The sequence below is a fragment of the Rhodopseudomonas telluris genome, from assembly GCF_042432815.1.
Lineage (GTDB): Bacteria > Pseudomonadota > Alphaproteobacteria > Rhizobiales > Xanthobacteraceae > Rhodopseudomonas > Rhodopseudomonas telluris.
In genome coordinates this window covers 104,017-130,452 of sequence record NZ_JBHLWM010000012.1, presented here as the reverse complement: position 1 = coordinate 130,452, position 26,436 = coordinate 104,017, and the positions used below count along the sequence as shown (strand labels likewise).

Sequence of the window (26,436 nt, the reverse complement as noted above, 5' to 3'; positions counted from 1 at the left end):
GGTGTGATCCTTCAGGATGATTTGGAGATGGATCGCAACGACGCGATGGCGTCGCTGAGGGTGCCGACAGCGGCCTTGATCGCCTCACCGCCATCGGACTCGCTCCGAATGGCTTTGGCATAACCGACCGAGGCGATCTGGGCGGCCATGCTCTTGGGGACCCCTGCCTCTCGCAGGATGTCCTCAAATTCCTTGATCGACGGCGGTTCGCCGTCGCGCAGCCGGCGGGCGAAATCGCCGAGCGCGGCTTCCGACTTCACGGCGTCGACGCGCGCGCGACGGTTCGCCGGAAACGACACGATCGAAGCCTCGAGCAGATCGAGTTTGATCAGCTTGCGCGGGCCGCCAGCATCGGCCGGCTCAACATCGACCTCGCGATAGCCAATCGACATGCCCTGAATGGCTCCAGCCTTCAGCATGATTAGCGCCTCATCGGCGCGGCGCACGCCCTGCAGCAGCTTGCCTTTGCCGAACAGGCCTTTGCCGTCGTCGCTGAGTTCGTTCCAGACGCCGATTGGTTCGTCCGGATTGTGTTGCCACAGCATCAGCGGATAGGTGCCTTCGCGCGTATGCTTCGCCAGGCTGTCAGCAAATGCACCAGGCATCACGACTTCGTTGTAGCTGTCGCGAACGCCGAACACCGAGGCATAGCCTTCGATCTCGCCGGCATCGCCAGCCGCCTTGACCTTGAAGGCAAAATCCTTGGTGCGCACAGCGTCGCCGGAAGCTTTGGTTTTGATCATGGCACTGGATCTCCGGGAGCCGGCTGCACTGCCTTCGGCGGCATCTTGCCAAGCTGATCGAGCGGAACGAGATTTGACTGCACGGTGAGCACGTCGCCGCCCGGCATCGGCGGCCGATTGTCGAGCGCGCGGCCTTCGTTGCGGGTCAGGTAGCCGTTCTGGCCGAGCGACGAGAGAAGCGCGGCGCGGCCGGCACTATCGGCGCGCAGCAGACCCTCAACATTGAACTCCGCGAAGATACGACTGCGCTCGGCGGGCGGGACAAGCCGCTTCTTGATCGCCTGCTCGATGCGCGTCAGGTAGGGCCGCAGGCCCAGCGTCAGCCAACCGAGCATGATCTGCTCAATACCACTGCCCCACATTGTCTGGCCTTCGGCGGCGTGTCCGATTAGCACCGGCGGCGTGCGCATCCATCGGCAGATTTCCTCGACGCTGAACTTCCAGGACATCAGCATCTCGGCGTCTTTCGGAGGCAGGCTTACGGTCTTGACGTCGAAGCCCATCTCAAGGATGCCGGCATTGGTGGCCTCGCCGCCGATGTACGGATCGATGAACATCTTGCGGAAGTCGCTGCGCTGATCGGCATTCATCTTGGTGCCCGGAGGGGCCGTGAAGAAGATCGACGACTTCATGTTGCTCTTGAAGGTCGCCCCTGCCGAGGCCTCAATCGCTTCAGCGATGCCGAGCGACTGACGAGCGTAGGACACTGGCGAGAGACCGAGGTCGCCCCCGCCAAACCCGCGGATGTGAAAGACGTCGTCCTCAGTCAGGTCGCGGTACACCTTTCCGCGCAGCACGAAGCTGTAGCGCATCACCCCCTGAGGATCGCGGCGAGCATTCATGTCCTGCCACGGGATCGGCGTCAGCGCGACCAACGAGCCGTTCGACCTTTTGTCCTTCAGCGCGTAAGCGTTGCCGCCCTGGCAGAGCGCGACAACGACGCCTTCCCAAAATTCAGCCGCGGTCTGATCCGCGTTCGGGCTTTCGTGCACGATGCCATAGAGCCAGTGGTCGGAGGCCGGCGCCTTGCTGCCGTCCGACTGGCGCGCAAACACGCTGCAGGGCAAGGTCGCGACCGTCTCGGAATGCAGACGAACGCAAGCCCACCATGCCGCGAGTTGCATCGCCCCTTCCGGCCCAACATGCCGGCCGGACCACGACCCTGGCGCACCACGCCGGGAGTTTTCCGGATCCTGCACCTTCAGCGCAGGTTTCTTCCACCATGAGGTGAGCAGACTCATCGCATCAGACCATCACGGCATTGCGGAGGAAGTCGGAAATGTCGACCGGCGCATCGGGATTCCAGCTCATCAGGATTGCCGCCTGCATCAACGCGATGAACGGGTCGATCTTCGCCCGGCCGGAAATCTGCTTGGTGACGATCACATAGTTGCCGAGCGGCTCGATCTTGGCGTTGCCGACGACCCAGTTCATCAAGTCCTGATCGGCATGCCACAGCGTGCCGTCATCGAGCTTAAGCTCCAGGCCGAACAGGCCGGGCTGCAGCGCACGGCCCTGCAGCAGTCGCTTGATCTGCTCGTCGGTGATGCCGGCTTCCTCGAACGCCTCGAACAGCGCGGCGACATTGTTCGGATCGACGCCGGCGGCGTTTTCCTGCGGCAGCAGGCCGGACTCGACGAGCCGACGCAGCAGCTTCACCAATTCAGCCTGGCGCGTTTTGGTGTCGGCCAGCGTCAACGTGCCTTCGGCCTTGAAGTCCTGCAGCCGTGGCGCGATCTCGGGGCGCCGCTCCAGCACCTTCGGATCGGCGAAAGCGTGGCACCACGCCAGCCACTCTCGCGTCTCGCGTTCGCGGCCGATCACCGCGACACCCATCAGGTCGTCGAGGCCGCCGCCGTCGGCGCCGATCGTGATAACCTCGCAGCGCTCCAGCAAGGTATCGAGCGTCAACGTCTCATCGACTGCTTGCGGCCAGAAGTCGGCGCCGGTCCACCCGTCCTGTGAGATGCCGACGCCGACCTCGATATTGAGGTGCTGCGAGACCCAGATCTGCTCGGCTTCCGGATTGACCTTGCCGTTGTTCTCGTAGTCCTCGATCAGACGTTCCGGATCGATCGAGCGGCCGAGGTTCGGCAGCAGCAGCGGCCAGTTCTTCCGATCGCGCCAGAACGTCTTGTCCGGGTGCTTCTTGTCCTCACGCTGCAGCGCTTGCGGATACTCGTAGAGCACCGGCAGCATGATCGGATTGGCGCCGCCCTTACCCTCGCGGATCGCGCGGGCCTTCTTGAGCTCGGTCTTCCAGATTCCGGCCGGCGGCTCGTCCGACTGCGTGGTGATCATCAGCACCTGGCCGCCCTGCATCGTGATGCCGCCACCCCGGATCTGCTGCATCACCGCTGCGGCCTTCGCTTTCTTGCCCAGCTCGTGCACCTCGTCGATGATCGTCAGCACCGGGATTTCACCGACGACGATCTGCGTGTCGAAGCTCTTGACGTTGAGCTGCGTCCCGGTCTTTCGCCGGGTGATGCACTTGTGGTGATCCTGCACCTGGAAGATCTGTGTCAGGCGCTGATCGATGCGGATCATCCCCTGCGCCTGTTCGAAGCAACGCTCCGATACGTTCTGGCTTGGCGCGACGATCAGCATCTGCCGGTTCGGCGCCTCTTCCATGTAGAGCGCCGTGAGCCCGAGCGCGGCCACATAGGTCGTCTTCGAGTTCTTCTTCGGCACCATGCAGAGCAGCTCCCAGACGAGCCGACGCTTGGTGACAGGGTCCTCGCTCGCGAGGAACGCGCAGAGGATGAAGCGGAACCAGTCGCCGCATGCCTCCGACAGCGGCGGGTTGCCCGGAACGTCTGGCAACCGCAGCCGATTGAAGAACGCAAGGGCCTTGGCGGCGCGGGCTTCGTTGAGCGGCACAGTCGGCGCCGGCACCTCGCCGCGCTGAATACGCTCCCACCAATCCGGGCACGCGAACCGCGGCAGCGCAGACGGTGCGGCAATCGCGTCAGTTGATCGCATGTTGTTGCGCGGCCTCGAGCTCCAGCTCGGCCGCGAGATCGGCATCGGCGTCGCGCGCGAGCTGAGCGTCGAGCACCTTCTTGCCAAGGCGGACGCCGGACTGATCGTCGCGCTGCGACTTCTCGGGCTGCGACGACATGCTGCGCTCGGCTTCCATCTGATCGTTGCGATCGAGCAGCCGACCGAACTCCTTCAGCGCGCCGACGTTGCCGGCCTCAGCCAGCTCCCAGGCGATTTCGATGCGGCGAAGTTCCAACCGATCGCGCGCGACGTCGCGCTGACGTAGTTCGAAAAAATAATGCTTACGCAAAGTCGGCGGCGTGACCCCAAGTGCGGCCGCGATCCGCGGCGGCGCCCAGCCGAGCGCCAGCAACATGCTGACTCTGTTGCGGGTTCTGACCGTCACGACATGTTCCGGCCGCCCGCGCTTCTTCGGGCAGTCGACCCACTCATTGCCGAAGAGGTCAAAATTAGCGGTCACGACAAAAAAATCTCCGAATGTGGCCCAAGCCGGTCCGGTGCCCGGGCGGCTCTGGACTTTTGACCCACCCCCGGGGCCGCTAGTACCAGACGCCGCGGGTGTGCAGGCTGGCCTGCTCTTCGCGCTGCTTCTTGCTGTCGTGGCAGGGCTTGCGCATCGTCTGCAGGTTGGTCTCGTCCCAGAACAGACGCGCATCGCCGCGGTGCGGCTTACGATGATCGCACACGAGTTGCGACGTATCGGCCTCGACTACACCGCAGCCGCACTGGCAGGTGAACAGATCGCGGATGAAGGTCTGCGTCCGCAGCTGCTGCCAGCGAGCCGTCTTGTACCAGGCCTTCCAAGGCAGCGAGCCCATCGCGCCTCGCCTTGCAGCGAGCCGCTCGCCGGGTCACGGCGAGCGGCTCTTCACAATCAACGCAGTCACTGGAGGTCGCGGCAGCCGCCTCGGCGCGAAGGGTGAACGCCCCGGAAGCGGTACCGCTGACCTGTGCAGAAACGAAAAGCCCGCCGCATCGGGCGACGATGCAGCGGGCGAAGTCACAGAAGGGAACGTCCAAGCAAGACTGCGCCAGCGCGTGGCGCCGCCGCACATCCTATGAACGACAAAGCCCGGCACTTGGCCGGGCTGCTGTAGCTCTTGATTGCCTGCGGCCACGCCGCCCAATGACATCTCTGGGGATGCTTGAAGCGGTTCACCGCACCGCCGTCGACAACCTTGGGCCGGGCTCCCGCTGAGCGGGACGGGCTTACGTTCGTTCGATCTGGTGCGCTGCCACGGTGATCTCGGTCTTGCGCCCCATCGCGTCGATTTCAACGACGATTCGCCCTTGCAGCGCAAGCCTGACAACGACACCTGCTCCCCATCGCGCCTCGACGTCGTCGACAAAGCGAACCTTCTCCCCAGCCTTGAACGTCTTGGCTGGCAAGCCAGGAGCCGGCGGCGTGTTGAGGCCGGCTTCGATCAGCTTGATGATCCGCACATCGGCGTCACCGATCCACAGCGGCTCGCCGTTATGCGAGCGGATCGGACCGAAAGCGCCGAGGATACCATCCGCCATGGGCAGCGGGCTGGCATGGTCGCTCTGTCGCAGCTGGACGAACACACACCCGGCGATGATCCCGACCCGACGATGGCATAGCGCGCGCCGACCGTTCGAAACAACCCGCGACGGCTTCATCACCTGATAGTTCGGCCAGAACGCACGGAAGCCACGTCGCCGGTAGCTATCGACGACGTCGAGTTCCTTCCATGACCGCACCGCCAGCAGGTAGTACGGCAGCAGTTGAAACTCCCCGCTCCTGGGCAGCTCTTCCGCCTTCGCTACCAACGCCTGCACATCGCTTTCGATCGGCCGAACTGCCATGTTCATCACCCTCTCCCGCCTTCGTCCGCCAACCCCTGTTCATCGTCCGCGCCGCCGGCGGCCCATGTGCCGTCGACACGTGGCGGCCAAGGCCGCGGCATGCGGATGCCTTGCCGTCCAGCGTCGTCGCGTTCATTCGGAAGCCCGGCTCCGGTCCAATCCCGGAACCGCCGCTGCCAAGCCGCGTATTCGGCAGAGCCCTGCGGATAGAACCCCCACAACCAGACCCGTCGCGGCGTTGCCTCGCCGGCTTCATCGGACGTTTGCAGCCGCCAAGCGCGCTGATCGACATGCTCGGCCATCGCCAGCAAGTCGGCACCGATCGGCTTCCGCGCCCGATAGCCGCGCTTGCCGCCATCGCCGGCCCTGATCAGCGGCTGCGCCACGTTCGTTCGCCGGTAGAGCCAGCGGATGACGCGATCTTCGGCGCTGCCCTCGACGATCCACGGCAGATCGCTCTCGGCAGCTCGCGCAGGTGCGTCAGGCGCACGCGCCGCGAAGCCCGGCCAAGCGCCGCGATCCCGCAGAAATAGATGCGCACTCAACACATTCGGCGGCTTCTTCTGACCCTTCCGCCAGGCGACATAGCCCCGCGCAGCCTGACGTGCGAGCAGCCGGTCCGCGTCGGACAGAGCCACCCATTCGTTCATCGCAAGCTGGTGCCGCACGATCGGCTCCGCCCAATCGGCCTCGAAATCCTTCCAACCGTCAGGCTCAGCCTGCGACACACTCCCCCCGGAGGGGGGCTGGGGGGAAGGTTCAGGTTCAGGTTCAGAGATTAGGCCCTCGCTCGAGTCGGAGGGCTGGCCGAGGGCTAACCGAGTCCTAACCGAGGGCTGGACGTCAGATGATACCTCATTCAGCCCTTGCTGGTGGCGAGGGCTAACTACGCCCTCATCGGCCGGATCACAGCCTTCGGCTGCGTCGTCGTCATCCGCCGGCAGATCGCCCCGCGCGCGCGCTTCGATCAGATCGACGTCGGCATCGAGCTGCATCCGGATATCGTCGGTCGTGCGCTTGCCGCGCCCCTCGGTGTTCGCGCGCCCCTTGTCGTCGAGGAATCGCGGCAGCCTGATGATGGCGCCGATTTCCTCGAGGAAGGCGAGCCGCTTGCGCACCGTGTCGGGCGAGAGGTCCGTGTCTTCTGCGAGCGTGCCGATGCCGGCGATGCAGGAGCCCTCGTCGTTGCTGTACAGGGCGATCGCGCGCAGCAGCGACTTGGCGTGCGGATTGCCGAGCCGAAGATTGCGAGCCCAGGCATGCGCCTCATCGGAAGCGAAGCGCCGGCGCCGTCCCGTCTTGGTCGTGGTGGTGGTCATTGTTAGTCCGATTGCCGGAAGGTGTCGGGAGACGCAGAACGCAACGAACAGATTGACGCCGCTACACGGCGGGGGCCGGAACTGGCTCGCACACGGGTGTTCCCGCAGAGCGAATCTGCTCCCCGTCGCGCCAGAACTCTTGCCAGTGGATGTCGCGCGGCCCTTCGCTTTCATGGCGCGTCACCTTGACGATGCCGCAGCCGTTGAGGCATTCGCGCTCGGTCTTGAACGGCGGAAAGCGCTTTGGTTCACCCCAGCGATGGCGCGTCATGACACCGACCTCGCTGCCCCCTTCAGCTGATCGAGGTGCAGCACGATGGCGTCGGCAACAACATTGGCGACCCGCTCCCCATGAGCCGCGCAGAACGCCGCGACCTCGCGAGAGACGAACTCAGGGAGAACGACCGCAACTGGATTGCACCGATCACCAAATCCAGCGAGCGGCCCGTGCGGCGCGCTCGCCACTAGTTCGCCTCGCTCAACAAGAGCATCGATCAATCTGACGGCGTTGTTCTTGGCGCAGCCCAGCTCTCTCGCAACCTCACTGCGCGACGGCATCCGCCCATGTTCGCCGCACAGCTTAGTCACCGCCTCCAGCGCCAGCGATTGTCGCTCAGTCAGCCCCATGCCTCGCGCCGCCTCGTCTCCGATGATGAGATCATCGCTCACGCCGCCATCCTCCCCTCATCAGCCCGCGCCGCTACGGGCCCAGCGCTGGTCAGAAGTTCGACCAGCCAGAATTTGTCGAGTTTGCGGAAATCGACGGAGGCGATGTTGTCGATCACGAAGGCGCGGACGGCGCGCCGATGGATCGACCATTCGTCGCCGCCCTGCGCTGCCGTGCGTGGGTCGACGATGCACCACGCCCAGGGCTGGCGGATCGAAAGAGCCTTCATTGCTCCTGCTCCCGTTTGATATCGGACAGGATGGCGAGAGCCACGAAATTGATCGGCCAGGAAAGACCGTTCTGGATCGCGGAATGCCACGGTCGGTCCAGCCGATAGACTAGCGAACCCCACAAGAACGCCACGACGAGGTAGCAACTCAGAAATCCACCCCAGAACGATCCCTTCATCTCAGGCCTCCCCTTCATTCGTCACCGGCGGCTCGGTCGTGAGCACGCGCGCCACGATCGCCTCGGCGCTCATCCGATCAAACGCCCCGCCGGCGGCGGCGCGATCGAGGCGGTTAATCCATGCCGCCGGAAGGCGCAGGATCGGAATCTGGTCATCGCCGGGACGGCGACCAGGTCGCCAGCCGACAACCACGTCGTCGCGCCACGGACTTTCCGGATCGCGCAGTTCGGTCAGCAAGCGGTTGATCACTTCGGCCGCTTTGAAAGCCGGCGGCCGCTCTCGCTCGTCGTCGATTGACGTGCTCTCCAGGGTCGCGCGCACCGATGGACGGCTATCTGCCTCCTTTGGAAGATGCAGCAACGCGTTGAGCCGATCCGATGGTCCCGGCGCGTAGCGCGGTCTGCAGAGCACAGTCAGGAGCGAGGTCACGTCAGCCCCACCTCTCGACGCGCGCGGGAAAACTCGTTGTCATAGACACGGCCACCTTCGCAGCTGGCGCCGAGATCCGCTTTGCAGCGGTCTTCCATCGTCTGCCGCGTCGCGCCGCACCGCGTGCAGATGATCCGGCTGCCAAGGCGCTCCCGCACGAGCGCAATCGCGCGCTCCATCAGTTCGCGTCGGCAGTTCGGAGTCTGGCGGTGCGGCGTGAGCATGGCGGGCCTCAGCCGATCTTGCCGAAGATCACATCGACGCCGGTGCGCTCGACGACCGACGTGACGATCTGGCGGAACGCCGCCTGCCGAACGTGCTCGGCCCGGTGCAGCTTGATGCCGAGCCAAAGCTTGCCTTCGTCGAGCCGCCAGCGCAGGAACGCGCGGATCTCGGTCGGCGGCTCGCCGAAATACACCGGCAGGTGCAGCACGAACTGCGTCGGCAATTCGAGGCCGCCGCGGGTGCGCGCCTCGGTCTCATCCGAGAATTCGAAATTCTCGTTGTCGCTGGAGGTCCGCACCGCCTTGATGAAGTTGACTTGCCGGCGCGCCTGCAGGTCGCGCACCGCCTCCAAGAGATCGGCCGCCGGCGGCGCGCTGATGTCCGGATTGTTCTCTTCGATGAAGCGCGCGAAATCGAGCTGCTGCTGCAGCTTGCCGTCGAGCTCCCGCCAGATCTTCCATTCCTCGGAAAACGGCAGCGCCAGCGTGCCGCGATGCTTCACCAGGGACGGCTCATCCTTGCCGTGATAGTCGATCGCCGCCACGATCCTGCTCGCCTCGATATCGGCGAACATCAGCGAGGCCTCGCCCTTGAAGCGCTCGACATAGGCAACCAGCGCGTCGACGTTCTGCAGCGTCACGGCCTGATCGATGATCTTCGGCTGCAGCACCGGAACGGAATTGTCCGGCGTGACCTCGACATAATCGTAACCTGCCGGATGAAGCAGGAAGACCTGACCATCATCGGTCTTGATGATGCTCGGCACGCCCTGCGCGCGGACGGCGAGATCGGCAATCGTCGCCGCCTCGCCAGTGGTGTTGATCGGTTCCTTGGCCATCAAACAATCTCTCTCTACGGGTTGAAATGAACGCGGTTACTGCTGCGCGGCCGCGACGCGGTCCGCATCAGCCGCGTCGCGGAAGCGCATTTCGGTCTGCGTCGGGTCGCTGCGGTGCAGGTTGCCGGCGCTGTCGGAGAAGAAGACCGCATCGGGCAGATCGACCTCCGGGATCTTCGACTTGACTTCGATTTGCAGCGTCTTCTCGCTGCCGCCGTCCTTGGCCGGCTTGACCTTGATCACCAGCGTCAGCACGCCGGCCTTGCGGGTTTCGTCGACGGCCTGGATCAACTCGGCTAGCCGCTCGCTCGCGAGGTCGACCGCGCGCCCCTTGCGATACTCACGCAGAACGTCCGTAATGGGTCTCATCAGTTCTCTCCTGATCATGCTGCGCGGCTGGACAGCGCGGCCGCACGTCGCGCCACGCGATTACTTTGAGATTGGCTTGGTGAGCTGATCGAAGGCGTGCAGGAATTGCTGCTCCGCCTCGACGGGCGACCAGCAGTGCAGTCGCACTCCAAGCGGCCGACCGATGTAGGACCACGGCTTATGCGACGGAGCGAGGTTCTGCGCGACTTCGTCGCCCAGTATCGCTTTGTCGATCTCGCGCACCGCCGCGAACTCGTCGGGCGTTACGCCGAAGGTCTTTCCGATAACCGCAAGGATCGCATCCTCGGCTTCCGCGTAGCCGTTCAGCATCAGCTTCAGCGGTCTCGGTACATCGACCATGTAGGCTTCAGCGGCATCGTGCAGCAGCGCGGCCAGGCGGTAGGGCGGCGGTGCCACCTCCGAAAGAAGCACTGAGTGCTCCGCGACGGAGTAGAAGCGAATGCAGTGGCCGCCATAGCGACACTGCAGAGAAAGCGCATGCGCGATCGTCTGAATCTCGACGTCTTCCGATCGCGGATCGAGCGGCCAGAACGGCCGGCCGGAGTATGTTTGAAGCCAGTCACCAAGACGGTGATCGGAGGACGCTAGCTGACTCATGCGCAGGCCTTTGCGGTTGCCAGCGCGACATCGTTGCGCCGGCGTTTCAGGAAGGACGGAATGTCGAGTGGGTCGGGCCGCGCCACGACGAAGTGATTGCAGCAGGCGCAGGCGATGGGCGACGGATCGAAAGCGGCCCCGGACTCGGGGTAGCCACGCGGCGCTCGTTGGAGCGCCCGATCGATCGCCTCATCGAATTTTGCGTCGGAGTCCTCGGCAGCCGGCACGCTCTTTTGAGCCGGCGCATCGACCGCCTTCGGTCCATTCGGCCGAAACGCCTTAGTCACCGGATGCGTGGTGAACCGCTCGGCATCGTCCGGGCGCGACAACGCTTCTCGCTGACCGGGCGGAATCCACACGAACTCCGTCGTCTTGCGGGCGCTGTTCTTCAGCCAGACGATCCACAGATACGCGGTCGCCGTGTCGCCTTCTGGCTCCCATCGCCCTTTGTGCAGCGGCACCCGCTCGGCGAACTGCGCGATGATCGCCGGCGGATACGGCTGGAACACCCGCTCAAAGCGGCCGACGGTTTCGAGCCATTGCAGCCGCAGGAACATCGCGACTCCGACCTGCGCGAATTGCAGTGCGCGCAGCACGAATGCCTCGGCGTTGGCGCCGAACGGCGGATTGGTGATGATCCAGTCGTCGAACCCCGGCACGATATCGCCGAGGAAGTTCGCCGTGTGGCCATAGCCGTGCGGATGAATGTCCGACGCCGTGACTTCCTTGAAGTAGTCACACAGCACTTCCGCCATGTGACCTTCGCCGCAGGCCGGCTCCCAGGCCGTTTGCGCATGCAGCGAGGCCGCGTGCCCGCTCCGCTTCAGCACCACTTCGACAAGTGCGCGGGTCGCCCAGGGCGGAGTCGGGAAGTAGTCGAGACCGTCGTCGGGCTCTTGGCGCGAGGCCATGATGGACCGGCTACCCGACGGCAGCTTGGCCACGGCCTCGCGTTGCTCATCGTCTGGAAGCCGGGCGATCTTCTCTGCGGCCGACACCGCGAGCTGACCTTGCTCCACGGCGTGCTGAAGCTCTTCGACGCCGTCATTGATCACAGCGCGGGCACGCTCAACGCTGCGCTCACTGACGTTCACCATGGCTGCCGCCGCCCGGGCGGAAATTCCGCCAATTGGCGGAATATGCTCAGGCGCCGGGTCGAACGGCTTTGCCTTGTCGTCGTCGCGCGAATCCGCTTTCGGCCGGCCAACGCCGAGATTGGCGAGCCGCGCCGCTACGATCGCGCGCTGGCTTTCGTCGAGATGGCGCCGCCGCAGGTTCTTCGACAACACCCACTTGAGCGGATCGCCATCAACCGACGGATTGAAGGTCACGAACCACGGCGCCGGCGGAGTCAGCAGCTCCGCATCGAGCGCCTCGCCGGCCCGATGTCCCCAGCCCTCGCCCAGCACCTCGCCGCCGTCGCACAGCTCGAGCAGCGCATCGTAGCGATTGCGTCCGTCGAGGATCTGGCCGTCGAGCAGCACGATCTTTTCGCGGATGCCATTGTCGCGAATGTCGTCGCGCAGTTCGTCGCGCGCCTGCCCCTCGATCATCGGGAACAGATCGGCAAAGCGGTGCCCCGCGAGGCATTTCATGCCCGCACCTCTGCGATCCGATCGCCGATCGCAGCGCCGATTAGCTCGCAGCACGTCGACAGCACGGCGAGGCCGAGCACGAGGATAACGAAGGCGAAAACCGGGTGAACGACGGACAACACATCGAAAATGGCATCGGCGGCGGTCATCACACGCCTCCCCGCTCTGCGCGCTGCAGCCGCTCGACATCGAACCGCGCCAGCTGATCGCGCGAGAAGCCCGGGCATTCGCCGTAAGGCTCCGCATGCGGATCGACGGCCGGATCGTCGGCGCGGCGCTGCGGCGGGGACGCGCGCAGCAGCGTGGCGATGCCGAGACCAACCGCCACAACGAGCAGCAGGCCGGCGATGACTGCCTTGAGCGCGTCAATCGAGACAGCCGGTAAAAAATCGGGAGCGGCGGTCATCACACGCCCTCGCCGTCTTCAAAGTCGAGTTCGAGCCGGCGGATCGCCTTGCGGACGGCGCGGACGCGTGGGTCCGTGGCATCATCCGGGATCAGGCCGAGGATGGTCGGAATGATCAGCTCGGTCCCGAACAGCGCCTCGTACATTGCCGCATTGGGCAACCGATTTCCGGCCAGCGTTTTTTCGCAGATCGACAGCGACTGATCGGTCAAATAGTGCAGCTTTGCTGCGGACTTACGTTCCCCAAGGGCGGCCCGCACCCGACGCATGACGGGCGATAAAACTTCCGTCTCGGAAGGTTTTTGTTGCCCCTCGGGGCAACGCGCCGATTTGACCGCGGCGCGCGGCTTTGCTGACTTCGCGCTCATGAAGCGACCTGTTCGGTTGAGGAAGGAAGAGCATCAGCGGCGGTTTCGACACCGGGACGATGGCCGACACCGGCCCAATCGTTCGGGGTCACGAGGCCGCCGGTCAGATTGAAGATCGCCGCCATTTCCGCCGTACCGGGCTCGCGCTCGCCTGTGCGGTAACGGCGCACGGTTTCGCTCGACCAGCCCGCCCGACGGGCAAACTCGGCATTGGTGGTGTTGGCGTAAATGATCCAGTCGGCAAACCTCATGAGCCGAAGCAACACCAAAACGGTGTTGATTCGCAAGCCTTCCAACACCGTTTCGGTGTTTGAAGCCCACACCAATTTGGTTGATCTCGTTCGGATGGCTCCAAAGGGCAAATATCCGAACGGCCTCGCCGACATCATCAAGGCGAGAGGCATCAGCCAGGCCAAGCTGGCGGAGGCGATCGGCACGTCGCAGCAGCAGATCGGGAAGCTGGTCAACGGCGAACGCGAAATGACGGCGCTCTGGGCAGAGAAGCTGGCGCCGGCCCTGCGGGCATCACCGGAACAATTGGTGTTCCCCGGACTTCGGCGGTTCCGCGCGCCGTTGGTATCCTGGGTGAGCGCCGGTCAGCTGGCTGCCCAGGAGGGCGTGAAGCGAACCGACGTCAAGAAATACGTGATGCTTGCCGATCTACCGAAAGGCGACTGGATCGTGCTTGAGGTCCAGGGAGATTCGATGGACCGGGTTGCGCCAGACGGATCGTATATCTGCGTCAATCTGGCGGATCGCCGTCCGCACAACGAAAAATTCTTCGTATTTTGCACCGAAGAGGGCGACGCCACCTTCAAGCGCTTCAGGGCCGGCAATCCGCCGCGCCTTCAACCATTCTCGACCAACCCCGACCACGAAACCCTCCCCATGACGGAAGGAATGCTCGTGGTCGGCAGGGTTGGGAGGGTCATTCATGATTTGGACTAGAAGGCGCTCCGCAACACCAGATTCATGAGATAACCCCATATCGGTGTCGGACGAGTTGACCCCACACCAATTTGGTGTAGGTTTGTTTCCCGTGAAACATCACGGGAGATTTCCATGCGACGCCCCCCTCGCCCCGGTGCCAGCCGGCCATCCCAGCCCTACGCTGCCGTTTCCGAGCTGATCGACAGCGCCCTCGCCCCGGCCCGCGCCGGGCTCAAGGGCCCCGCCGCCATCAAGCGGCTGGCCGACGACATGCGCCAGGCCAGCCAGCGCGAAGGCGGCATCACCCGCGACGAGCTCGAGCTACTCGGCTGGACCGGCGCCCAGCTCGACGCCCACGCTGCCGAAGCACGCGAGCGCGCGCAGTCGCTGTCCGTCTTGACGGCTTAGGGGGCTGTGATGACCCCGCAGCTTCGCGCGACGATCGAACTCGCAATCTGGCAGGCGAACCGCCGCCTGCCGCCTGATCAGCGCCTGACCATCGTCGATGCGGAAGCGCTCGACATCGCCCCGACCGACGACGACAAGGCGTATCTTCGCACGCTCGACGCCGTCGGCTCGGCGATGCGCGAAGCGGCGTAGCGGGGACGCCGGCAATGCCCTGCACCCGCTGGACCAATCGCGAACTGTCGATGCTGGACAGTCTCGCCCCGGCAGACGCGAGCGACGCCGACCTCATCGCCGCGCTGCCCCGGCACACGGTGAAGGCGATCAAGTCCCGCATGGCCGCACGCGGCCTGCGGCGGCCGTCGACCACCAAGTTTTCGCCGAAAGAGCGTCAGCGCCAGCGCATGGCGCAGGCCGGCAGCTACCTCGCCAAACGCGTTGCGCAGTTCGGCCCCGCTGCCCTCACGCGCGCCGCCGGGCGGGTCGCCGAGAACGTCGTCGGAGCCGCGACACTGGAATGCCTGATCGCGGCCTCGGCAGCGATCCATGCGCGCCTGCGAGCGGAGGACGCGTCATGAACTGGAATCCCGACAGCGCCCTACCGCCGGAGATCGAGGCCGGCGGTCGCGTCTGCGGCAACTGCCACGCCAACCCCGTCGCGCAGCCGCGCGGCCGCCTCTGCCCGTCGTGCCATGCCGAGGCGCTGCAGCGGAAGGCGATCCAGAACAAGGCCGCCGTTCAGCGCCAGCGGCGGCACGATCGGAAAGCGGCGACAACGCGATGACGCACCTTCTCGACCTGGTTGAAGCCGCTGGCGTGCTGCGCAAATCCAAGCGCTGGCTGCAGGATTGGCTGGCCAAACACCCGGTAGACGCGCACGGGCGGCCTTTCTACAGTCAGGTCGGGCGAACCAAGCTGTTCCGCGAGAACGACATCGCCCGCATCCTCGACGCCACGATGGTCGCGCCATGCCCCTCAAGCTCGTCCCGCCCCGTAAAGGCAAGAGCCCGAACTACACGATCCGCGGAACGTACCTCGGCGTCAGTGTGGACCGAAGCGCAAGAACTGCTCGGAAGGCCGTTGCCGAACAGCAGCGCAAGCTCCTCGAGGGCCGCATCGAACGTGGTGAATTTCCAGAAAAGCCGGCCGTCGGCCTAGGCGAAACGTTCATCGCCGCGGCCGTCTCCTACATGCGGGGCGGCGGCGAGCGCGAGAACCTCGGCAGATTGATCAGCTATTTCGGAGAGACGCCGATCGCCGAGATCGGACAGGCCGAGATCGACGCCGCAGCGCTCGCGCTCTACCCCACGGCCACGCCTGCTACGCGCAACCGCAAGGTCTACACGCCGGTATCGGCGGTGCTGCATCGCGCCGGTCGCGACATCCAGATCAAGCGGCCCAAGGGGGCGAAAGGCCGGATCGTCACCGACTTCCTCAGCGTCGACGACGCCTTCGCAATCATCGATGCGGCGGACCGCGACGATCGCGCGTTCGGGATGCTGCTTCGCTTCCTGCTTTACACTGGCTGCCGCATCAGCGAGGCGATGGCGCTGCGCTGGGAGCAAGTCGACTTCGATCTCGGCGTCGCCTACATCGCCACCAGCAAGAACGACGATCCACGCACGGTACTGCTGCAGGCCGAATTGCGCGAGGAAATGCGCACGTTCGCTGGAGACAGGAGAACCGGTCAGGTATTTCCCTTCCGCCGCGGCGGCGGCCTGAAAGATCGTCTGACCCGCGCCAAGCTTCACGTGTGCGGAATCGTGCCAAAGCCCAGGCACGGCAAGGAGACGAAGGCCGATCGCCGGATACCACCGCATCGGCTGTCGTGGGTTGGCTTCCACACGTTCTGTCACACCTGGGCGACTTGGATGCGCCGCTATGGCCGAGCGGACGTGCAAGGCCTCGTGGCGACGGGCCGTTGGCGAGACCCGCGATCGGCAGCGCGGTACGCGCACGTGGCTGCTCGCGAGGAATGGGGTCGGGTCGATAGCCTGCCCAAGCCGCGTGTAAAATCCGTGGAAAGCTGACCTCTCACTACGTAAGTATTTGATTTGTCTCAGCGCCGCAAAGCCTCCCCCAAGGCTGGCCGCAACCTTTTTGGGGGGACCTACTGAAAGTGCCGAGCGGCGCGATGACGGGCGTGTTGTCGACTGCGCCGACTTTCGCCGCGCCGCTCTGCGCTGGGTCGGAACCCGAGGCGCGCGCCGCATGCCCGATCGAGCATGCGGACAACACGTCAGGCGAGAAGACACCCCCACACGATCTCAGCTCCACACGTCGCCGCCCCGCGACGGGGTAAAATAGAACCGTCCGCGCCTTCTTCACGGTTTTTCGGTATGCGGCAGAACGGGACCATCTCAACCGGGAGGGTATCAGACTGGGTTGAACCTTCAACTTCGGGGTGCAATAACACCATCCTTAATGGAGGTATTTTGATGCACAACCTGATCACCCCGGAGGGGATCGACCAGGCCTACCAGGCCGTTCTCGGAAGGCCTGCCGACGAAGGCGGAAGGGCCCACTTCCAAGCCGTAACCAAGCCCTACCAACTGACGGTCGGTCGCTTGATGCACATTCTCGCACAAAGCGAAGAATTCCGATCGCGCCCAGCAGATGAACAACGGATTGCCCTGGAGACGATCGCCAAGGCGGCGCATCCGGCCGAGGCCGTGCATTGGTTTCACTCCATCACCCTGCCGGACGGGTACGTCACCAACGGCATGCAGAAACAAGAAGCGGTCGACGCCGTATTTCGGCATCCCGTCAAAGGCCGCAGCGTTCTCGATATCGGGGCTTGGGACGGCTTCTACTCGTTCGGTGCTGAACAGCGCGGCGCGGCCGACGTGCTGTCCACGGACTGGTTCTGCTGGGGTGGTCCGGGCTGGGGCACGAAGGCAGGCTTCGACTTTGCAAAGTCGGCGCTGAAGTCGAGGGTCCGCGAATGTGAGGCCGACCTGTTCTCGCTCGACCCGGCGATTCACGGCACCTTCGACACAGTTCTCTTTCTCGGGGTCCTCTACCATCTGGTCGACCCGCTCGGCGGGCTCCGCAAAGCAGCGGCGATGTCCCGCGACCATATTATCGTGCTGACCCACACGTGGAATAACGAGATCGACAAGCCGTTGATGGAATATGCATTCAATCTGAACGGAGACGACACGACGTTCTGGTACCAGAACATTGCTTGCGTGAAAGCGATGTTGTCGGATCTCGGATTCAAGCGCTTCGACATCCTTGATGCGCCTCCCGGCCCCGAGAACGGTCAGCCGCGTCACGTCATCCACGCGCGGCGAAACTGACCACAGGAGACGCTCCTGTGATCATTCCAGAAACAGGCATCCCCTATCCGGGCCCCGATTTCCGAAAGAGCAACAATCGTCTTCGGGACGATGAATATCACCGCATCGGCAGCAGCTTCGCCGCCGCGGTCGCGGGATCGGTTGAACGGTTCGACGGCCGCGATCGAAGTGAGTTCAAAACGATCGTCGACTGGGGCTGCGGAGCGGGCCGGGTGACCCGCTATCTTCCAAGCCTTTTCCCGACGGCTTACATCATTGGCGTCGACACAGATGCCGCCGCGATTCAGTGGGCAGAGGATGAGATCCCGCTTATTGACTTCCATGTCTATGAGCATCCGCCGATGCCAGTCGCGGGTGGAATGACAGATCTGTTAGTCAGCCATGTCCCGTTGATCGAACAGGTTTCGTGCATGTACGATTTTGACAGGGTCATGAAGCACGGCGGTCTCCTCGTGCTGACGATGGAACCGGACGCCATCTCCGCCTGGCAGAGGGGATTCGATCTGCTGGACGTAACTGCCGGTTCTGCCGAGAACTACTCCACCGCGGTCCTGCGAGCTCGGTGATACACGTTCCCGTCACTGGAACATCCGGGGACAGCACGGCGCGGAGGCCATGAGGCCGCCGCGCCGGATGTTCAGGCGGCCAGCGCGCCGGTTGCCGCGAGGGCATTGTTGAGTGCCCGCTCCCGCTGCTCCGGCCCCATGCCGATGCCCTCGGCGTGGATGAAGGTGATGTCGGTGATGCCAAGGAAACCGAAAAAGGTCTGCAGATAGCGGTCCTGCAGTTCATAGCCGGAGACCGGCGAGTCAGGGCCATAGAAGCCGCCACGCGTGGACGCGACGATCACCTTGCGGCCACCCGCAAGTCCGGCGGGGCCATTGGCGCCATATTGAAACGTCTTGCCCGCGATCGCGATGCGGTCGAGCCAGGCCTTCAGGTTGGTCGGCACGGTGAAGTTGTACATCGGCGCACCGATTACCACGACATCGGCGGACAGAAATTCGTCGACAATCGTGTGGTCGGCGAGATCGGCTAGCGTCAGATGCGGCAGCGGATCGGCGCCGAGGTCGCGATACTTGACCACAGCACCGAGGCGATCGGCGGAAAGCTTGGCAACGACTGCAGCCGAGATCTTCTTGCTGACGCTGTTCTCGCCGGCGACGCTGCTATCGAGGTGGAGGATCTTCATGGTGGCCTCTGGTTTAGACGTTACGAAGAAACTCCAGATAACCGAGCCAAAATCCCTCACAAGAAGGCACATTCGTGAGCTTCACACACACGGAAGTAACCCCGGCATCGTTGATGTGCCCGGGATTGAAGGCGATCGCTTCGGTCCTGATAGCGCGCAAGGCCCGGACGTCAGCATTTGTCTGCGGTGGCTGGGCGAGACGTGGGGCACGCTGATGGTGGCGACGCCCGCCGACGACCTGCGCCGCTAATCGCAATAGCGTCGTGCAACCGAGCCGATTTCACAGCGGATGCTGCCCCGACCTTCCGGGGCCTTGAACGCGACGGCTTGGTCAGCAGACGGCACAGCAGATCCGCTGCACGCTCTCTTGAAAGGGAGATGAAGGCTCGCCACCGAACTGCCGCCAGCGCGCCACGATCGCGCGGCCCTGGCCCCCTTCATGTCGCGGCCTCGATATCCAAGAACTTCGGAAAAAGCGCGATCCGCAGGAGCGCGGGCGGGACTTAGTCTTCCGCCACCCGCTGCATCGCGACCTTGGTGCGGCGTTTGAGGATTTCGAGCTTGGCTTTGACGTCGTTCAGCGCTGCGGCGTCGAAATCGCTGAAGATGTAGGCGTGCAGCGCCTCCCAGCGCGGCGTCAGCGCAGCGATCTTCTGCTGCGCCGCCTCCGACAGCGACATCAGTACGACCCGCGCGTCGGTCGTCGAGGTCACGCGATGGATCAGGCCGAGACGCTCGAGGATCTTGGTCTGGGTGGTCACGAAGGTCGAGACGGCGTGGATCTTGTCTGAGACCTCGCCGACCGAGACGCCGTTGCCCTTGTCGAGATCGCTGATCGCCATCAGGATCAGCCATTGCGAGCCGCTGATGCCGAACAGCTTGGCCCACGATCGCCGGATATCTTCGAGATTGTTGCTGATCGAAACGAAGTCCCAGATCACCTGATACGACAGGCAATGATCAGCGCGCCCGATTTCGGCGCCGAGGCTAGCCTCGAGCGGCTCGATCTTGTGCGCGTTGTGCCGACTCGGCATTCCCAGAACCTCCGATCGTCCGTTTCCCCAGCGTCGTCCGAGCTTCGATTCGGCCCTGTTAGAGAAGGGCAGAATGTTTTTTGATAAGATATTCTCCGAGCCCGATGCCGACCAAAGTATTACCTTTGTGCTTAACAATGTAGCGCCTAAACCCGCTTCACGCCACCGTCACAGATAAGGACTGTGCTGAATCTGCTTCAGATTCAGCAAATTATGCCAAAGCCGGGAATAACCCGAGTTGTTTTCAGCGTACGAAGCGGGAACTTTAACCGTGACAGAATCGTGACACACTGTTGCCTATTGGCCACAAGTTCCCTGAATGAAGATAGGTATCTTTGTTTGGTCCTTCCAATAGCTAACTTTGTTATGTATCGAGTCTGAGACCGACGGAGGGGGGCACCTCGAAGTCGTCCCCGCCCGACGAGCGGCCCGCGATAGCCGGCGCTCCGAAGGTGGTTCGCGGGTGAAGCCGTGTGGCCGATACTTGAAGCCAACGGTGTTGCCCAAACGGCAAAACTTGGAGGTTTCAAATGAATTTCGTGAAAGGCCTGATGCTGGGCAGCACGGCCGCTCTGATGGTGACGGCTGCGCAAGCCGCCGACCTTCCGCTCAAGGCCAAGGCGGTGGAATACGTCAAGGTCTGCTCGCTCTACGGCGCAGGCTTCTACTACATCCCGGGCACCGACACCTGCATCAAGCTCGGTGGCTTCACCCGCGCCGAAGTCGCGGTCAATGCCTCGGGCATGACCGAAACTCCGGCCTGGAACGGCGCCGCCGGCCAGGGCAACCGCCTGTCGAACAACACCATCTTCCGTTCGCGTCAGGACATCAACATCGACACCCGCACCGCGACCGAATACGGCGTCGTGCGCACCTACTTCGACTCGGTGTTCACCTGGACCAGCGGCGGCTCGTCGTCGACCGTTGCCGGCGGTGAGCTCGGCGTCTACTTCGCCTTCGTGCAGTTCGCCGGCTTCACCTTCGGTAAGGCGGTGTCGCAGTTCTCGACGCCGTGGAACGGCTCGCCCGGCAACATCACGTCGAACCTGCTCGGCGGCGACGACACCTCGACCGGTATCAACCAGGTTGCCTACACCGCCGAATTCGGCAACGGGATCTCGGGCTCGATCTCGCTCGAAGATCAGAGCGGCTATCGCCAGGCTCAGGGCGTCTCCAGCCTCGTCAACGTGACCGGCCTCGGCAGCGCCAGCACCGCCAACAACGGCACGACCTGGCTGTCGGGCGCGGCCGCGGGCACCAACTACGTTGCCGGCACGCAGATCCCGGACATCGTCGGCAAGATCCGCGTCGACCAGGCCTGGGGCCTCTTCCAGGTGTCGGCCGCGGCTCACCAGAACCGCGCCAGCTACTATAACCCGTCGCTGGAAACCACCGGTCATCCGGACGACAAGTGGGGCTACGCGGTGCTCGCCGCCCTGTCGCTCAAGAACCTGCCGACCGGCCCCGGCGACAGCCTCAACCTCGACGCGACCTATGCTGACGGTGCGATCCGCTACGTGATCGGCGGCACCAGCCCGAACAACTTCGCGATGTACGGCAACGGCGCGATCGGTGCCTACCAGACCATCGCGATCGGCTCGGCCATCGACGGCGTGTTCACCAACGGCGGCGGCATCGAGACCACCAAGGCCTGGGGCATCCGTGGTGCGTTCAACCACAACTGGAACCCCTACTGGGCGACCTCGATCTTCGGTGCCTACACCTCGGTCGACTTCGGCAGCACCGGCGGCGCGCTCTACACCCAGGGTCTCCGCAACGCTGTAGGCGGCACCTTCACGGGCAACCCGAACTTCAACATTGCTCAGATCGGTACCCGCACCGCGTGGACCCCGGTCAAGAACCTGACGTTCTCGGGCGAAGTCATCTACACCCGGATCGATCAGAACTACACCGGCACCACCGGCACGGTGAACCCGGGCGCGACCAAGCCGACCGCGGTCTACCAGTTCAAGGACCAGGACACCTGGACCGGCGCCGTCCGCGTCCAGCGCACTTTCTAAACAACGACGAAAGGATCCATGTAAACCTCCAGGAACCTCCGGCGATGCCCCGCCGGAGGTTTTCCTGTTTAAGGGGGTGCATGGCTTCAACGCTCTTGCGCGTCACGACACTTCGCTGGCGACAGATGGTCGTGGGCACCAGCGACACCAACGGACGCGTCCGAGCAACGGACGCGATTCCCGCTGCAGGCTTTTACGCATGAGAAGGGCCCGGGTACGGCCGCGACCGCGGGGGACGCGGGGCTCATAGCGGCCACTGCCCCCCACTCACTCAGGTCGCTTTGCGCAATCGCCGGGAGAGCGTGAGAGCCCGCAGATCCGGGACTGAGCTAATCGGATTGCGGCGCGATCGAAGCCCGCTCCGGTTCTGGAGCTCGTCAGAACCGGAGCCAGAGGCTGGCCAGTCGCGCGGCTTCGGTCGCCGTAGCACCCGCCTTCGTCAGCACGCTCAGTAACAGACTTCCACGCGCCGCCAGCGCCAGCCGTAGGACGTCCAGACACGCTGCCGCTGCAGATAGCAGCCGTCATCGTAATAGGACGCGGCCGGATAGCTGTAACCGTAGCCGCTGTAGTAGGCCGGGTAGCCGTAGCCATAGCCGCCCCATGCGTACGGCGCCGCGAGGCCGAGGCCGATGCCAACGCCCACTGCGCCCCACCCCGGACCGCGCCAGCCACCGCCGCGCCAGCCGCCATGCCAACCTCCGCCGTGCCAGCCTCCACCATGCCAGCCGCCGCCATGCCAGCCGCCGAAGCCGCCCCGCGCTGAAGCCGCAGTCGGTGCCGCCAATGCGGCCAGCGCTGCCACCGAGAACGCAACGATCGCCTTCCTCATCATCTTCCAACTCCATTCCGCACGATCCCCGCCCCGCTCGCGAGCATGCGCCCTCCTGCCGCAGTTTGTTCGGCAATCCGCGCTTTCGCCGTTTCAAATCTGCGCGACTGGGCGCAGCACTGCGGCCACCGCGCGCGTCGCGGAACGAATGACGCCGGCGAGCGCTTGTGATTGCGGGAGAGCCCTATGCGCAAGCTGATCGGATTCGACGAGTACACCTTCGACAAGCTCACGCAGCTCGGCCGCGACCGCATGGCCACGCTGCAGGAGCTTGCCGACGAGGCTTTCGCCGATCTTCTGAAGAAGCACGGCATACCGATCGACCTGCAGGATGCGCTGAAGAAGAGCGCACGGGCGGCCAAACCGTCAAAGCGCGCGGCAGCCGACCGGCACCGCGGCAAGCACTGAAAGGACCACCAACGATGGCAGACGATCCGTTTGAACTCGGCGCGCGCGCAGCACGCGAGAACATCCCCGCTGAGGCCAATCCATTTGCCGAAGGCACCGAGGACTACGCGCTGTGGGCCGCGGGTCACGAGCGGATCGCCACGGCCGTCGAGGCGAACGAATCTGAAGGCTGATCGGCGGCGCTTTTCGTCCTTCTCGGCGCTGCCGTAAACCGGCAGCGCCGTACTACGTCAGCCGATCTTCTTCAGGCCCTTGGCGTAACGCTGGCCATTGGCCACATAAAAACCCGCGCCCATCAGCATCGCCTTGACCTGCTCGGGCGTCAGCGTCCGCGCGACCTTGGCGGGCGCGCCGAGGATCAGCGAGTTCTCCGGAAACGATTTGCCTTCGGTGATCACCGCACCGGCGCCGACCACGCACCCGCTCGCCAGCTTGGCGCCGTTCATCACGATCGAGCCCATGCCGACCAACACGTTGTCGGCAATACTGCAGCCGTGCAAAATGACGTTGTGGCCGATCGTGCAGTTCTTGCCGATGGTCAGCGGAAAACCGGGATCGGTGTGGCAGGTCGAGCCGTCCTGGACGTTGGAGCCCTCGCCGACGTCGATCCACTCGTTGTCGCCGCGCAGCACCGCGCCGAACCAGACGCTGGCCGACGGATGCAGCCGCACCTTGCCGATCACCGACGCGGTGTCGGCGATGAAGTAGTTTCCATCCTGCGGAAGATCAGGCTTGTTGCCGTCCAGCTCGTAGATCGCCATCTCGGTCTCCTGTTGCCCGACCAGTCATGGCAACGCGAACCGCCGAGGGCAAATGTTTTCAGGTGATGACGCCGACCGCGTGCAGCCCCATCAGCAGCACCGTGCCGGACATCATGCTCCAGGTGCCGGCCAGCACGGTCGCCAGCATGACGAATTCCGCGCGGCGACGCGGCCTCTCCGGGATACGGGGCCCGAGCAGCGTGTTGCGCATGATGATGAAGGGCGCGGCGAACATCAGGAACGGGATCGCCGCGAAGCTCTGCGCCACCACCCCCTGCTGGAGCAGGCCGAACCCCGCCGGCCGCCGCACCATCGCCTGATAGCCACTGGCGAGCGCGCCCGCGACGGCGAACCCGATCAGCAACGAGAACAGATTGTTGAATGCTTCAGGCGACATCGGCAACGGCCCCGCTCCGGCAACTCTCCAGCCGGACTGGTGTCGCAAAAAGCCGGGCGGATCGCCATCGCATCGTTAAGTTTGGGTTAACGCGGGCGTGCGAGGGATAGCACGCGTGCGCCGCGACAGCGCCGTCGCCGCGGCGCAAAGCCGTGTGGTCCGGTCGGTCTTCGGGTTCAGTCTGCAATGAGTTCGGTTTCGTCAGCGTCCGTTCGCCCTGCCCGTCCCGGTGGCCGGCGCGGCTATCGTATGCCGGTCGCGATCGGCAGCACGATCTCGCTCCTCTCGATCCTGGCCGTGGCCTACCTGCTGTGGCCGACCTGGCGGGCGCAACCGGTGGGCGATCCCGACCGCACGCCGGTGAGCATCGGCGACACCCTGTTCAACGTGCCCACCAAGGCATTCCGGGTGAAGTTCCAGCGCCATTCGGGACCGCAGGAGCGCGTCGATCTCAACTTCGTCTATCCGTCGCTGGCGCCGCCGGAGAAGCCGAAACGGGCGACCCCGGACGACGTCGAGGAGTTTCATCCGATCGATCGCATCTTCGTCTCGATCGCCGCCCATCACGATGCGCTGGCGCCGGAGACGCGGCTGCGGACGATCTATCCGCGCTATCTGGCGCCGTCGTCGCAGCAGCTCGACGACGGGCTGACCGTCCGGCCGTTCGTCGAAGGATCGCCATACAGCGCCGAGGACCTGATCACTGCGGGAGAGCCGCAACTCGCGGCGCGCTGCACCCGGGACCGGCAGACGCCCGGCATGTGCATCAGCGAACGCCGCATCGACGGCGCCGACCTCACCTTCCGGTTTCCCCGGCAGTGGCTGAAGGACTGGCGCGACGTCGCCACCGCGATCGACCGCCTCACCGCGCAACTCCACGCCGTGCGCGGGTAGCAGTGCGTGCGCGCTCGTCATTGCGAGCGAAGCGAAGCAATCCAGCACCAAGCACCGAGTTGGATTGCTTCGTCGCTTCGCTCCTCGCAATGACGGAGTTCAGCAGCTTATGCGCTGCTCGCGCCCGCTAGCCAATCGCCTGCTCACAAGTCGACTGCGAACGCGCGCCGATCTCACACGTCGGCGAGATCGTCTTCCAGGATCGCCATCTGGAACTGGAACGAGCGATCGTCGTCCTCGTCGTCGACGAACAGCACGCCGACGAATTCCTCGCCGATATACACTTCGGCGGAATCGTCCTTCTTGGGCCGCGGCACCACGCGGATTTTCGGATTGCCGAACACCTTCTTGAGATAGGCATCGAGCTTTCTGACTTCCTGAACGTCCACGGTGATCTCCAATCTAGAACAATGGCTTCCGGAGCGACGCGGGCCGGATCATCCGCCCGGCGATCGCTGCAAACAAGGCCGCCGTCAGTACGTTTTCGAGCCGCGCGCCGCAACCCCTCGCGACGAGTTGCGAACCGCATTCGCGGCGATGTTCACGGGCAATTCCGACGGTCACAAACCGATCGCGTTGAGCATCTGATCCATGGTGCGCGACGGTTCGGCGCAGCCCGCCTCGCCCACCACCTTGGCCGGCACGCCGGCGACGGTCATGTTGTGCGGCACCGTCTTCAGCACCACCGAACCGGCGGCGATGCGCGCGCAGTGCCCGACTTCGATATTGCCGAGGATCTTTGCGCCGGCGCCGATCATCACGCCGCGGCGGATCTTCGGGTGGCGGTCCTCGTGCTCCTTGCCGGTGCCGCCGAGCGTCACGCCGTGCAGGATCGAGACATCGTCCTCGATCACCGCGGTCTCACCGACGACGAGGCCGGTCGCATGGTCGAGGAAGATGCCGCGGCCGATCTTCGCGGCCGGGTTGATATCGGTCTGGAACACCGCCGAGGCGCGGCTCTGCAGATACAGCGCGAAATCCTTGCGCCCGCGCAGATGCAGCCAGTGCCCCAGTCGATGCGTCTGGATGGCGTGGAAGCCCTTGTAGTACAGAAGCGGATCGATGAAGCGCGAAGTCGCCGGATCGCGATCGAAGATCGCCACCATGTCGGCGCGGAACGCGTTGCCGATATCGGGCTGGTCGCGCAGCGCTTCCTCGAAGGTCTGGCGGATCAGATCGCCGGACAGCGCCGAGTGATCGAGGCGCTCTGCCACGCGATGCACCACCGCGTCTTCGAGCCGGTCGTGATGCAGCACGCTGGCATAGATGAAGGAGGCGAGCTCCGGCTCGCGGCGAACGATATCCTCAGCTTCGCTGCGGACCCGCTCCCAGATCGGATCGAGCGTCGTCAGCGTTGCAGTCTGCGGATTGACCTGATGCATCACCATGCCGGCTCTCTCGATCTCGTCTGTCGGTCACTATAGCACGCCGGGGCCGGGCCTGT

The 26,436-nt window shown here is 64.4% G+C and carries 40 protein-coding genes; 13 read left to right on the top strand and 27 right to left on the bottom strand.

What is annotated here, in order from left to right; all coding sequences use genetic code 11:
- Positions 1–11: 11 nt before the first annotated feature.
- The 20 genes from ACFFJ6_RS24500 to ACFFJ6_RS24405 all read right to left on the bottom strand — a co-directional run bounded on the left by ACFFJ6_RS24500 (position 12) and on the right by ACFFJ6_RS24405 (position 13,067).
- Positions 12–743, bottom strand: a complete 732-nt coding sequence (locus tag ACFFJ6_RS24500) for an HK97 family phage prohead protease (protein ID WP_378392871.1) — start codon at positions 741–743, stop codon at positions 12–14.
- On the bottom strand, positions 740–1,984 hold the full coding sequence (locus ACFFJ6_RS24495) for a phage portal protein (RefSeq protein WP_378392869.1): 1,245 nt from the start codon (positions 1,982–1,984) through the stop codon (positions 740–742). Before ACFFJ6_RS24495 ends, ACFFJ6_RS24500 begins: the two co-directional genes overlap by 4 nt.
- A 4-nt stretch (positions 1,985–1,988) precedes the next feature.
- Complete coding sequence (locus ACFFJ6_RS24490) at positions 1,989–3,725, bottom strand: terminase large subunit domain-containing protein (protein WP_378392867.1); 1,737 nt, start codon at positions 3,723–3,725, stop codon at positions 1,989–1,991.
- Complete coding sequence (locus ACFFJ6_RS24485; protein ID WP_378392865.1) at positions 3,712–4,131, bottom strand: hypothetical protein; 420 nt, start codon at positions 4,129–4,131, stop codon at positions 3,712–3,714. The genes ACFFJ6_RS24490 and ACFFJ6_RS24485 overlap by 14 nt, the downstream gene beginning before the upstream one ends.
- Positions 4,132–4,285: 154 nt before the next feature.
- Positions 4,286–4,564, bottom strand: coding sequence for an HNH endonuclease (locus tag ACFFJ6_RS24480; RefSeq protein ID WP_378392863.1), 279 nt, complete (start codon positions 4,562–4,564; stop codon positions 4,286–4,288).
- Positions 4,565–4,955: 391 nt separating this feature from the next.
- Positions 4,956–5,579: a transcription termination/antitermination protein NusG gene (gene nusG, locus ACFFJ6_RS24475; RefSeq protein ID WP_378392861.1), complete on the bottom strand. Its 624-nt coding sequence runs from the start codon at positions 5,577–5,579 to the stop codon at positions 4,956–4,958.
- Positions 5,579–6,892, bottom strand: coding sequence for a hypothetical protein (locus tag ACFFJ6_RS24470; RefSeq protein WP_378392859.1), 1,314 nt, complete (start codon positions 6,890–6,892; stop codon positions 5,579–5,581). The genes nusG and ACFFJ6_RS24470 overlap by 1 nt, the downstream gene beginning before the upstream one ends.
- A 61-nt stretch (positions 6,893–6,953) precedes the next feature.
- Positions 6,954–7,163, bottom strand: coding sequence for a cytochrome C (locus tag ACFFJ6_RS24465; RefSeq protein ID WP_378392857.1), 210 nt, complete (start codon positions 7,161–7,163; stop codon positions 6,954–6,956).
- Complete coding sequence (locus tag ACFFJ6_RS24460) at positions 7,160–7,561, bottom strand: LexA family transcriptional regulator (RefSeq protein WP_378392855.1); 402 nt, start codon at positions 7,559–7,561, stop codon at positions 7,160–7,162. The genes ACFFJ6_RS24465 and ACFFJ6_RS24460 overlap by 4 nt, the downstream gene beginning before the upstream one ends.
- Positions 7,558–7,788: a hypothetical protein gene (locus tag ACFFJ6_RS24455; RefSeq protein WP_378392853.1), complete on the bottom strand. Its 231-nt coding sequence runs from the start codon at positions 7,786–7,788 to the stop codon at positions 7,558–7,560. The genes ACFFJ6_RS24460 and ACFFJ6_RS24455 overlap by 4 nt, the downstream gene beginning before the upstream one ends.
- Positions 7,785–7,967 carry a hypothetical protein gene (locus ACFFJ6_RS24450; RefSeq protein ID WP_378392851.1) on the bottom strand — a complete coding sequence of 61 codons (183 nt, stop codon included), beginning with the start codon at positions 7,965–7,967 and terminating at the stop codon, positions 7,785–7,787. Before ACFFJ6_RS24450 ends, ACFFJ6_RS24455 begins: the two co-directional genes overlap by 4 nt.
- Before the next feature lies 1 nt (position 7,968).
- Positions 7,969–8,397 (bottom strand): hypothetical protein, encoded by a 429-nt coding sequence (locus ACFFJ6_RS24445; protein ID WP_378392849.1) that lies wholly within the window; start codon positions 8,395–8,397, stop codon positions 7,969–7,971.
- On the bottom strand, positions 8,394–8,621 hold the full coding sequence (locus ACFFJ6_RS24440) for a hypothetical protein (RefSeq protein WP_378392847.1): 228 nt from the start codon (positions 8,619–8,621) through the stop codon (positions 8,394–8,396). The genes ACFFJ6_RS24445 and ACFFJ6_RS24440 overlap by 4 nt, the downstream gene beginning before the upstream one ends.
- Before the next feature lie 8 nt (positions 8,622–8,629).
- On the bottom strand, positions 8,630–9,460 hold the full coding sequence (locus ACFFJ6_RS24435) for a DUF2303 family protein (RefSeq protein WP_378392845.1): 831 nt from the start codon (positions 9,458–9,460) through the stop codon (positions 8,630–8,632).
- A gap of 36 nt (positions 9,461–9,496) precedes the next feature.
- A complete protein-coding gene (locus tag ACFFJ6_RS24430; RefSeq protein ID WP_378392844.1) occupies positions 9,497–9,829 on the bottom strand; it encodes a YfdP family phage-associated protein in 333 nt (110 codons plus the stop codon).
- A 60-nt stretch (positions 9,830–9,889) separates the two neighbouring features.
- A complete protein-coding gene (locus tag ACFFJ6_RS24425) occupies positions 9,890–10,447 on the bottom strand; it encodes a phosphohydrolase (RefSeq protein ID WP_378392842.1) in 558 nt (185 codons plus the stop codon).
- Entirely contained in the window at positions 10,444–12,231 is a 1,788-nt protein-coding gene (locus ACFFJ6_RS24420) for a ParB N-terminal domain-containing protein (protein ID WP_378392840.1), read from the bottom strand. Before ACFFJ6_RS24420 ends, ACFFJ6_RS24425 begins: the two co-directional genes overlap by 4 nt.
- Positions 12,191–12,448, bottom strand: a complete 258-nt coding sequence (locus tag ACFFJ6_RS24415; RefSeq protein WP_378392838.1) for a hypothetical protein — start codon at positions 12,446–12,448, stop codon at positions 12,191–12,193. The genes ACFFJ6_RS24420 and ACFFJ6_RS24415 overlap by 41 nt, the downstream gene beginning before the upstream one ends.
- Positions 12,448–12,816 carry a hypothetical protein gene (locus ACFFJ6_RS24410; RefSeq protein ID WP_378392836.1) on the bottom strand — a complete coding sequence of 123 codons (369 nt, stop codon included), beginning with the start codon at positions 12,814–12,816 and terminating at the stop codon, positions 12,448–12,450. The genes ACFFJ6_RS24415 and ACFFJ6_RS24410 overlap by 1 nt, the downstream gene beginning before the upstream one ends.
- Positions 12,813–13,067, bottom strand: coding sequence for a helix-turn-helix domain-containing protein (locus tag ACFFJ6_RS24405; protein ID WP_378392834.1), 255 nt, complete (start codon positions 13,065–13,067; stop codon positions 12,813–12,815). The genes ACFFJ6_RS24410 and ACFFJ6_RS24405 overlap by 4 nt, the downstream gene beginning before the upstream one ends.
- Here ACFFJ6_RS24405 and ACFFJ6_RS24400 point away from each other — a divergent pair.
- The 8 genes from ACFFJ6_RS24400 to ACFFJ6_RS24365 all read left to right on the top strand — a co-directional run bounded on the left by ACFFJ6_RS24400 (position 13,066) and on the right by ACFFJ6_RS24365 (position 18,019).
- Positions 13,066–13,764: a LexA family protein gene (locus ACFFJ6_RS24400; protein ID WP_378392832.1), complete on the top strand. Its 699-nt coding sequence runs from the start codon at positions 13,066–13,068 to the stop codon at positions 13,762–13,764. The genes ACFFJ6_RS24405 and ACFFJ6_RS24400 overlap by 2 nt on opposite strands.
- A 114-nt stretch (positions 13,765–13,878) precedes the next feature.
- Positions 13,879–14,154, top strand: coding sequence for a hypothetical protein (locus ACFFJ6_RS24395; protein ID WP_378392830.1), 276 nt, complete (start codon positions 13,879–13,881; stop codon positions 14,152–14,154).
- Between the two features lie 9 nt (positions 14,155–14,163).
- Entirely contained in the window at positions 14,164–14,346 is a 183-nt protein-coding gene (locus ACFFJ6_RS24390) for a hypothetical protein (protein ID WP_378392828.1), read from the top strand.
- Between the two features lie 14 nt (positions 14,347–14,360).
- Positions 14,361–14,729, top strand: a complete 369-nt coding sequence (locus ACFFJ6_RS24385) for a hypothetical protein (protein WP_378392826.1) — start codon at positions 14,361–14,363, stop codon at positions 14,727–14,729.
- A complete protein-coding gene (locus tag ACFFJ6_RS24380; protein WP_378392824.1) occupies positions 14,726–14,935 on the top strand; it encodes a hypothetical protein in 210 nt (69 codons plus the stop codon). Before ACFFJ6_RS24385 ends, ACFFJ6_RS24380 begins: the two co-directional genes overlap by 4 nt.
- 184 nt (positions 14,936–15,119) lie before the next feature.
- A complete protein-coding gene (locus ACFFJ6_RS24375; protein WP_378392822.1) occupies positions 15,120–16,181 on the top strand; it encodes a tyrosine-type recombinase/integrase in 1,062 nt (353 codons plus the stop codon).
- 408 nt (positions 16,182–16,589) lie between these two features.
- The gene (locus ACFFJ6_RS24370) at positions 16,590–17,453 is read left to right on the top strand and encodes a class I SAM-dependent methyltransferase (RefSeq protein WP_378392820.1); all 864 of its coding nucleotides are present in this window, start codon (positions 16,590–16,592) and stop codon (positions 17,451–17,453) included.
- A gap of 17 nt (positions 17,454–17,470) precedes the next feature.
- Positions 17,471–18,019, top strand: coding sequence for a class I SAM-dependent methyltransferase (locus tag ACFFJ6_RS24365; RefSeq protein WP_378392818.1), 549 nt, complete (start codon positions 17,471–17,473; stop codon positions 18,017–18,019).
- 71 nt (positions 18,020–18,090) lie between these two features.
- Here ACFFJ6_RS24365 and ACFFJ6_RS24360 read toward each other — a convergent pair whose 3' ends face one another.
- Positions 18,091–18,645, bottom strand: coding sequence for an FMN-dependent NADH-azoreductase (locus tag ACFFJ6_RS24360; protein WP_378392816.1), 555 nt, complete (start codon positions 18,643–18,645; stop codon positions 18,091–18,093).
- Between ACFFJ6_RS24360 and ACFFJ6_RS24355 the strand changes: the two genes are divergently transcribed.
- A complete protein-coding gene (locus tag ACFFJ6_RS24355) occupies positions 18,644–18,895 on the top strand; it encodes a hypothetical protein (RefSeq protein ID WP_378392814.1) in 252 nt (83 codons plus the stop codon). The two genes, ACFFJ6_RS24360 and ACFFJ6_RS24355, sit on opposite strands and share 2 nt — an antisense overlap.
- Before the next feature lie 253 nt (positions 18,896–19,148).
- Here ACFFJ6_RS24355 and ACFFJ6_RS24350 read toward each other — a convergent pair whose 3' ends face one another.
- Entirely contained in the window at positions 19,149–19,679 is a 531-nt protein-coding gene (locus tag ACFFJ6_RS24350; RefSeq protein WP_378392812.1) for a MarR family winged helix-turn-helix transcriptional regulator, read from the bottom strand.
- 530 nt (positions 19,680–20,209) lie between these two features.
- On the opposite strand from ACFFJ6_RS24350, the gene ACFFJ6_RS24345 reads away from it, so the two are divergent.
- Positions 20,210–21,700, top strand: coding sequence for a porin (locus tag ACFFJ6_RS24345; protein WP_378392810.1), 1,491 nt, complete (start codon positions 20,210–20,212; stop codon positions 21,698–21,700).
- Between the two features lie 448 nt (positions 21,701–22,148).
- Here the strand turns inward: ACFFJ6_RS24345 and ACFFJ6_RS24340 are convergent, their stop codons facing one another.
- Entirely contained in the window at positions 22,149–22,535 is a 387-nt protein-coding gene (locus ACFFJ6_RS24340; protein ID WP_378392808.1) for a hypothetical protein, read from the bottom strand.
- A 183-nt stretch (positions 22,536–22,718) separates the two neighbouring features.
- On the opposite strand from ACFFJ6_RS24340, the gene ACFFJ6_RS24335 reads away from it, so the two are divergent.
- Both ACFFJ6_RS24335 and ACFFJ6_RS24330 read left to right on the top strand, forming a co-directional pair.
- Positions 22,719–22,940 carry a hypothetical protein gene (locus ACFFJ6_RS24335; RefSeq protein WP_378392806.1) on the top strand — a complete coding sequence of 74 codons (222 nt, stop codon included), beginning with the start codon at positions 22,719–22,721 and terminating at the stop codon, positions 22,938–22,940.
- Positions 22,941–22,954: 14 nt separating this feature from the next.
- The gene (locus tag ACFFJ6_RS24330) at positions 22,955–23,113 is read left to right on the top strand and encodes a hypothetical protein (protein WP_378392804.1); all 159 of its coding nucleotides are present in this window, start codon (positions 22,955–22,957) and stop codon (positions 23,111–23,113) included.
- Between the two features lie 57 nt (positions 23,114–23,170).
- On the opposite strand, the gene ACFFJ6_RS24325 is transcribed toward ACFFJ6_RS24330, so the two are convergent.
- Both ACFFJ6_RS24325 and ACFFJ6_RS24320 read right to left on the bottom strand, forming a co-directional pair.
- Entirely contained in the window at positions 23,171–23,701 is a 531-nt protein-coding gene (locus tag ACFFJ6_RS24325) for a gamma carbonic anhydrase family protein (RefSeq protein ID WP_378392802.1), read from the bottom strand.
- 58 nt (positions 23,702–23,759) lie between these two features.
- The gene (locus tag ACFFJ6_RS24320; protein WP_378392800.1) at positions 23,760–24,098 is read right to left on the bottom strand and encodes a DUF6949 family protein; all 339 of its coding nucleotides are present in this window, start codon (positions 24,096–24,098) and stop codon (positions 23,760–23,762) included.
- A gap of 186 nt (positions 24,099–24,284) precedes the next feature.
- Between ACFFJ6_RS24320 and ACFFJ6_RS24315 the strand changes: the two genes are divergently transcribed.
- The gene (locus ACFFJ6_RS24315) at positions 24,285–24,992 is read left to right on the top strand and encodes a hypothetical protein (protein ID WP_378392798.1); all 708 of its coding nucleotides are present in this window, start codon (positions 24,285–24,287) and stop codon (positions 24,990–24,992) included.
- A gap of 173 nt (positions 24,993–25,165) precedes the next feature.
- Here the strand turns inward: ACFFJ6_RS24315 and ACFFJ6_RS24310 are convergent, their stop codons facing one another.
- Positions 25,166–25,381 carry a DUF3126 family protein gene (locus ACFFJ6_RS24310; RefSeq protein ID WP_054165275.1) on the bottom strand — a complete coding sequence of 72 codons (216 nt, stop codon included), beginning with the start codon at positions 25,379–25,381 and terminating at the stop codon, positions 25,166–25,168.
- A 171-nt stretch (positions 25,382–25,552) separates the two neighbouring features.
- Complete coding sequence (gene cysE, locus ACFFJ6_RS24305; protein ID WP_378392796.1) at positions 25,553–26,380, bottom strand: serine O-acetyltransferase; 828 nt, start codon at positions 26,378–26,380, stop codon at positions 25,553–25,555.
- Positions 26,381–26,436 lie beyond the last annotated feature (56 nt).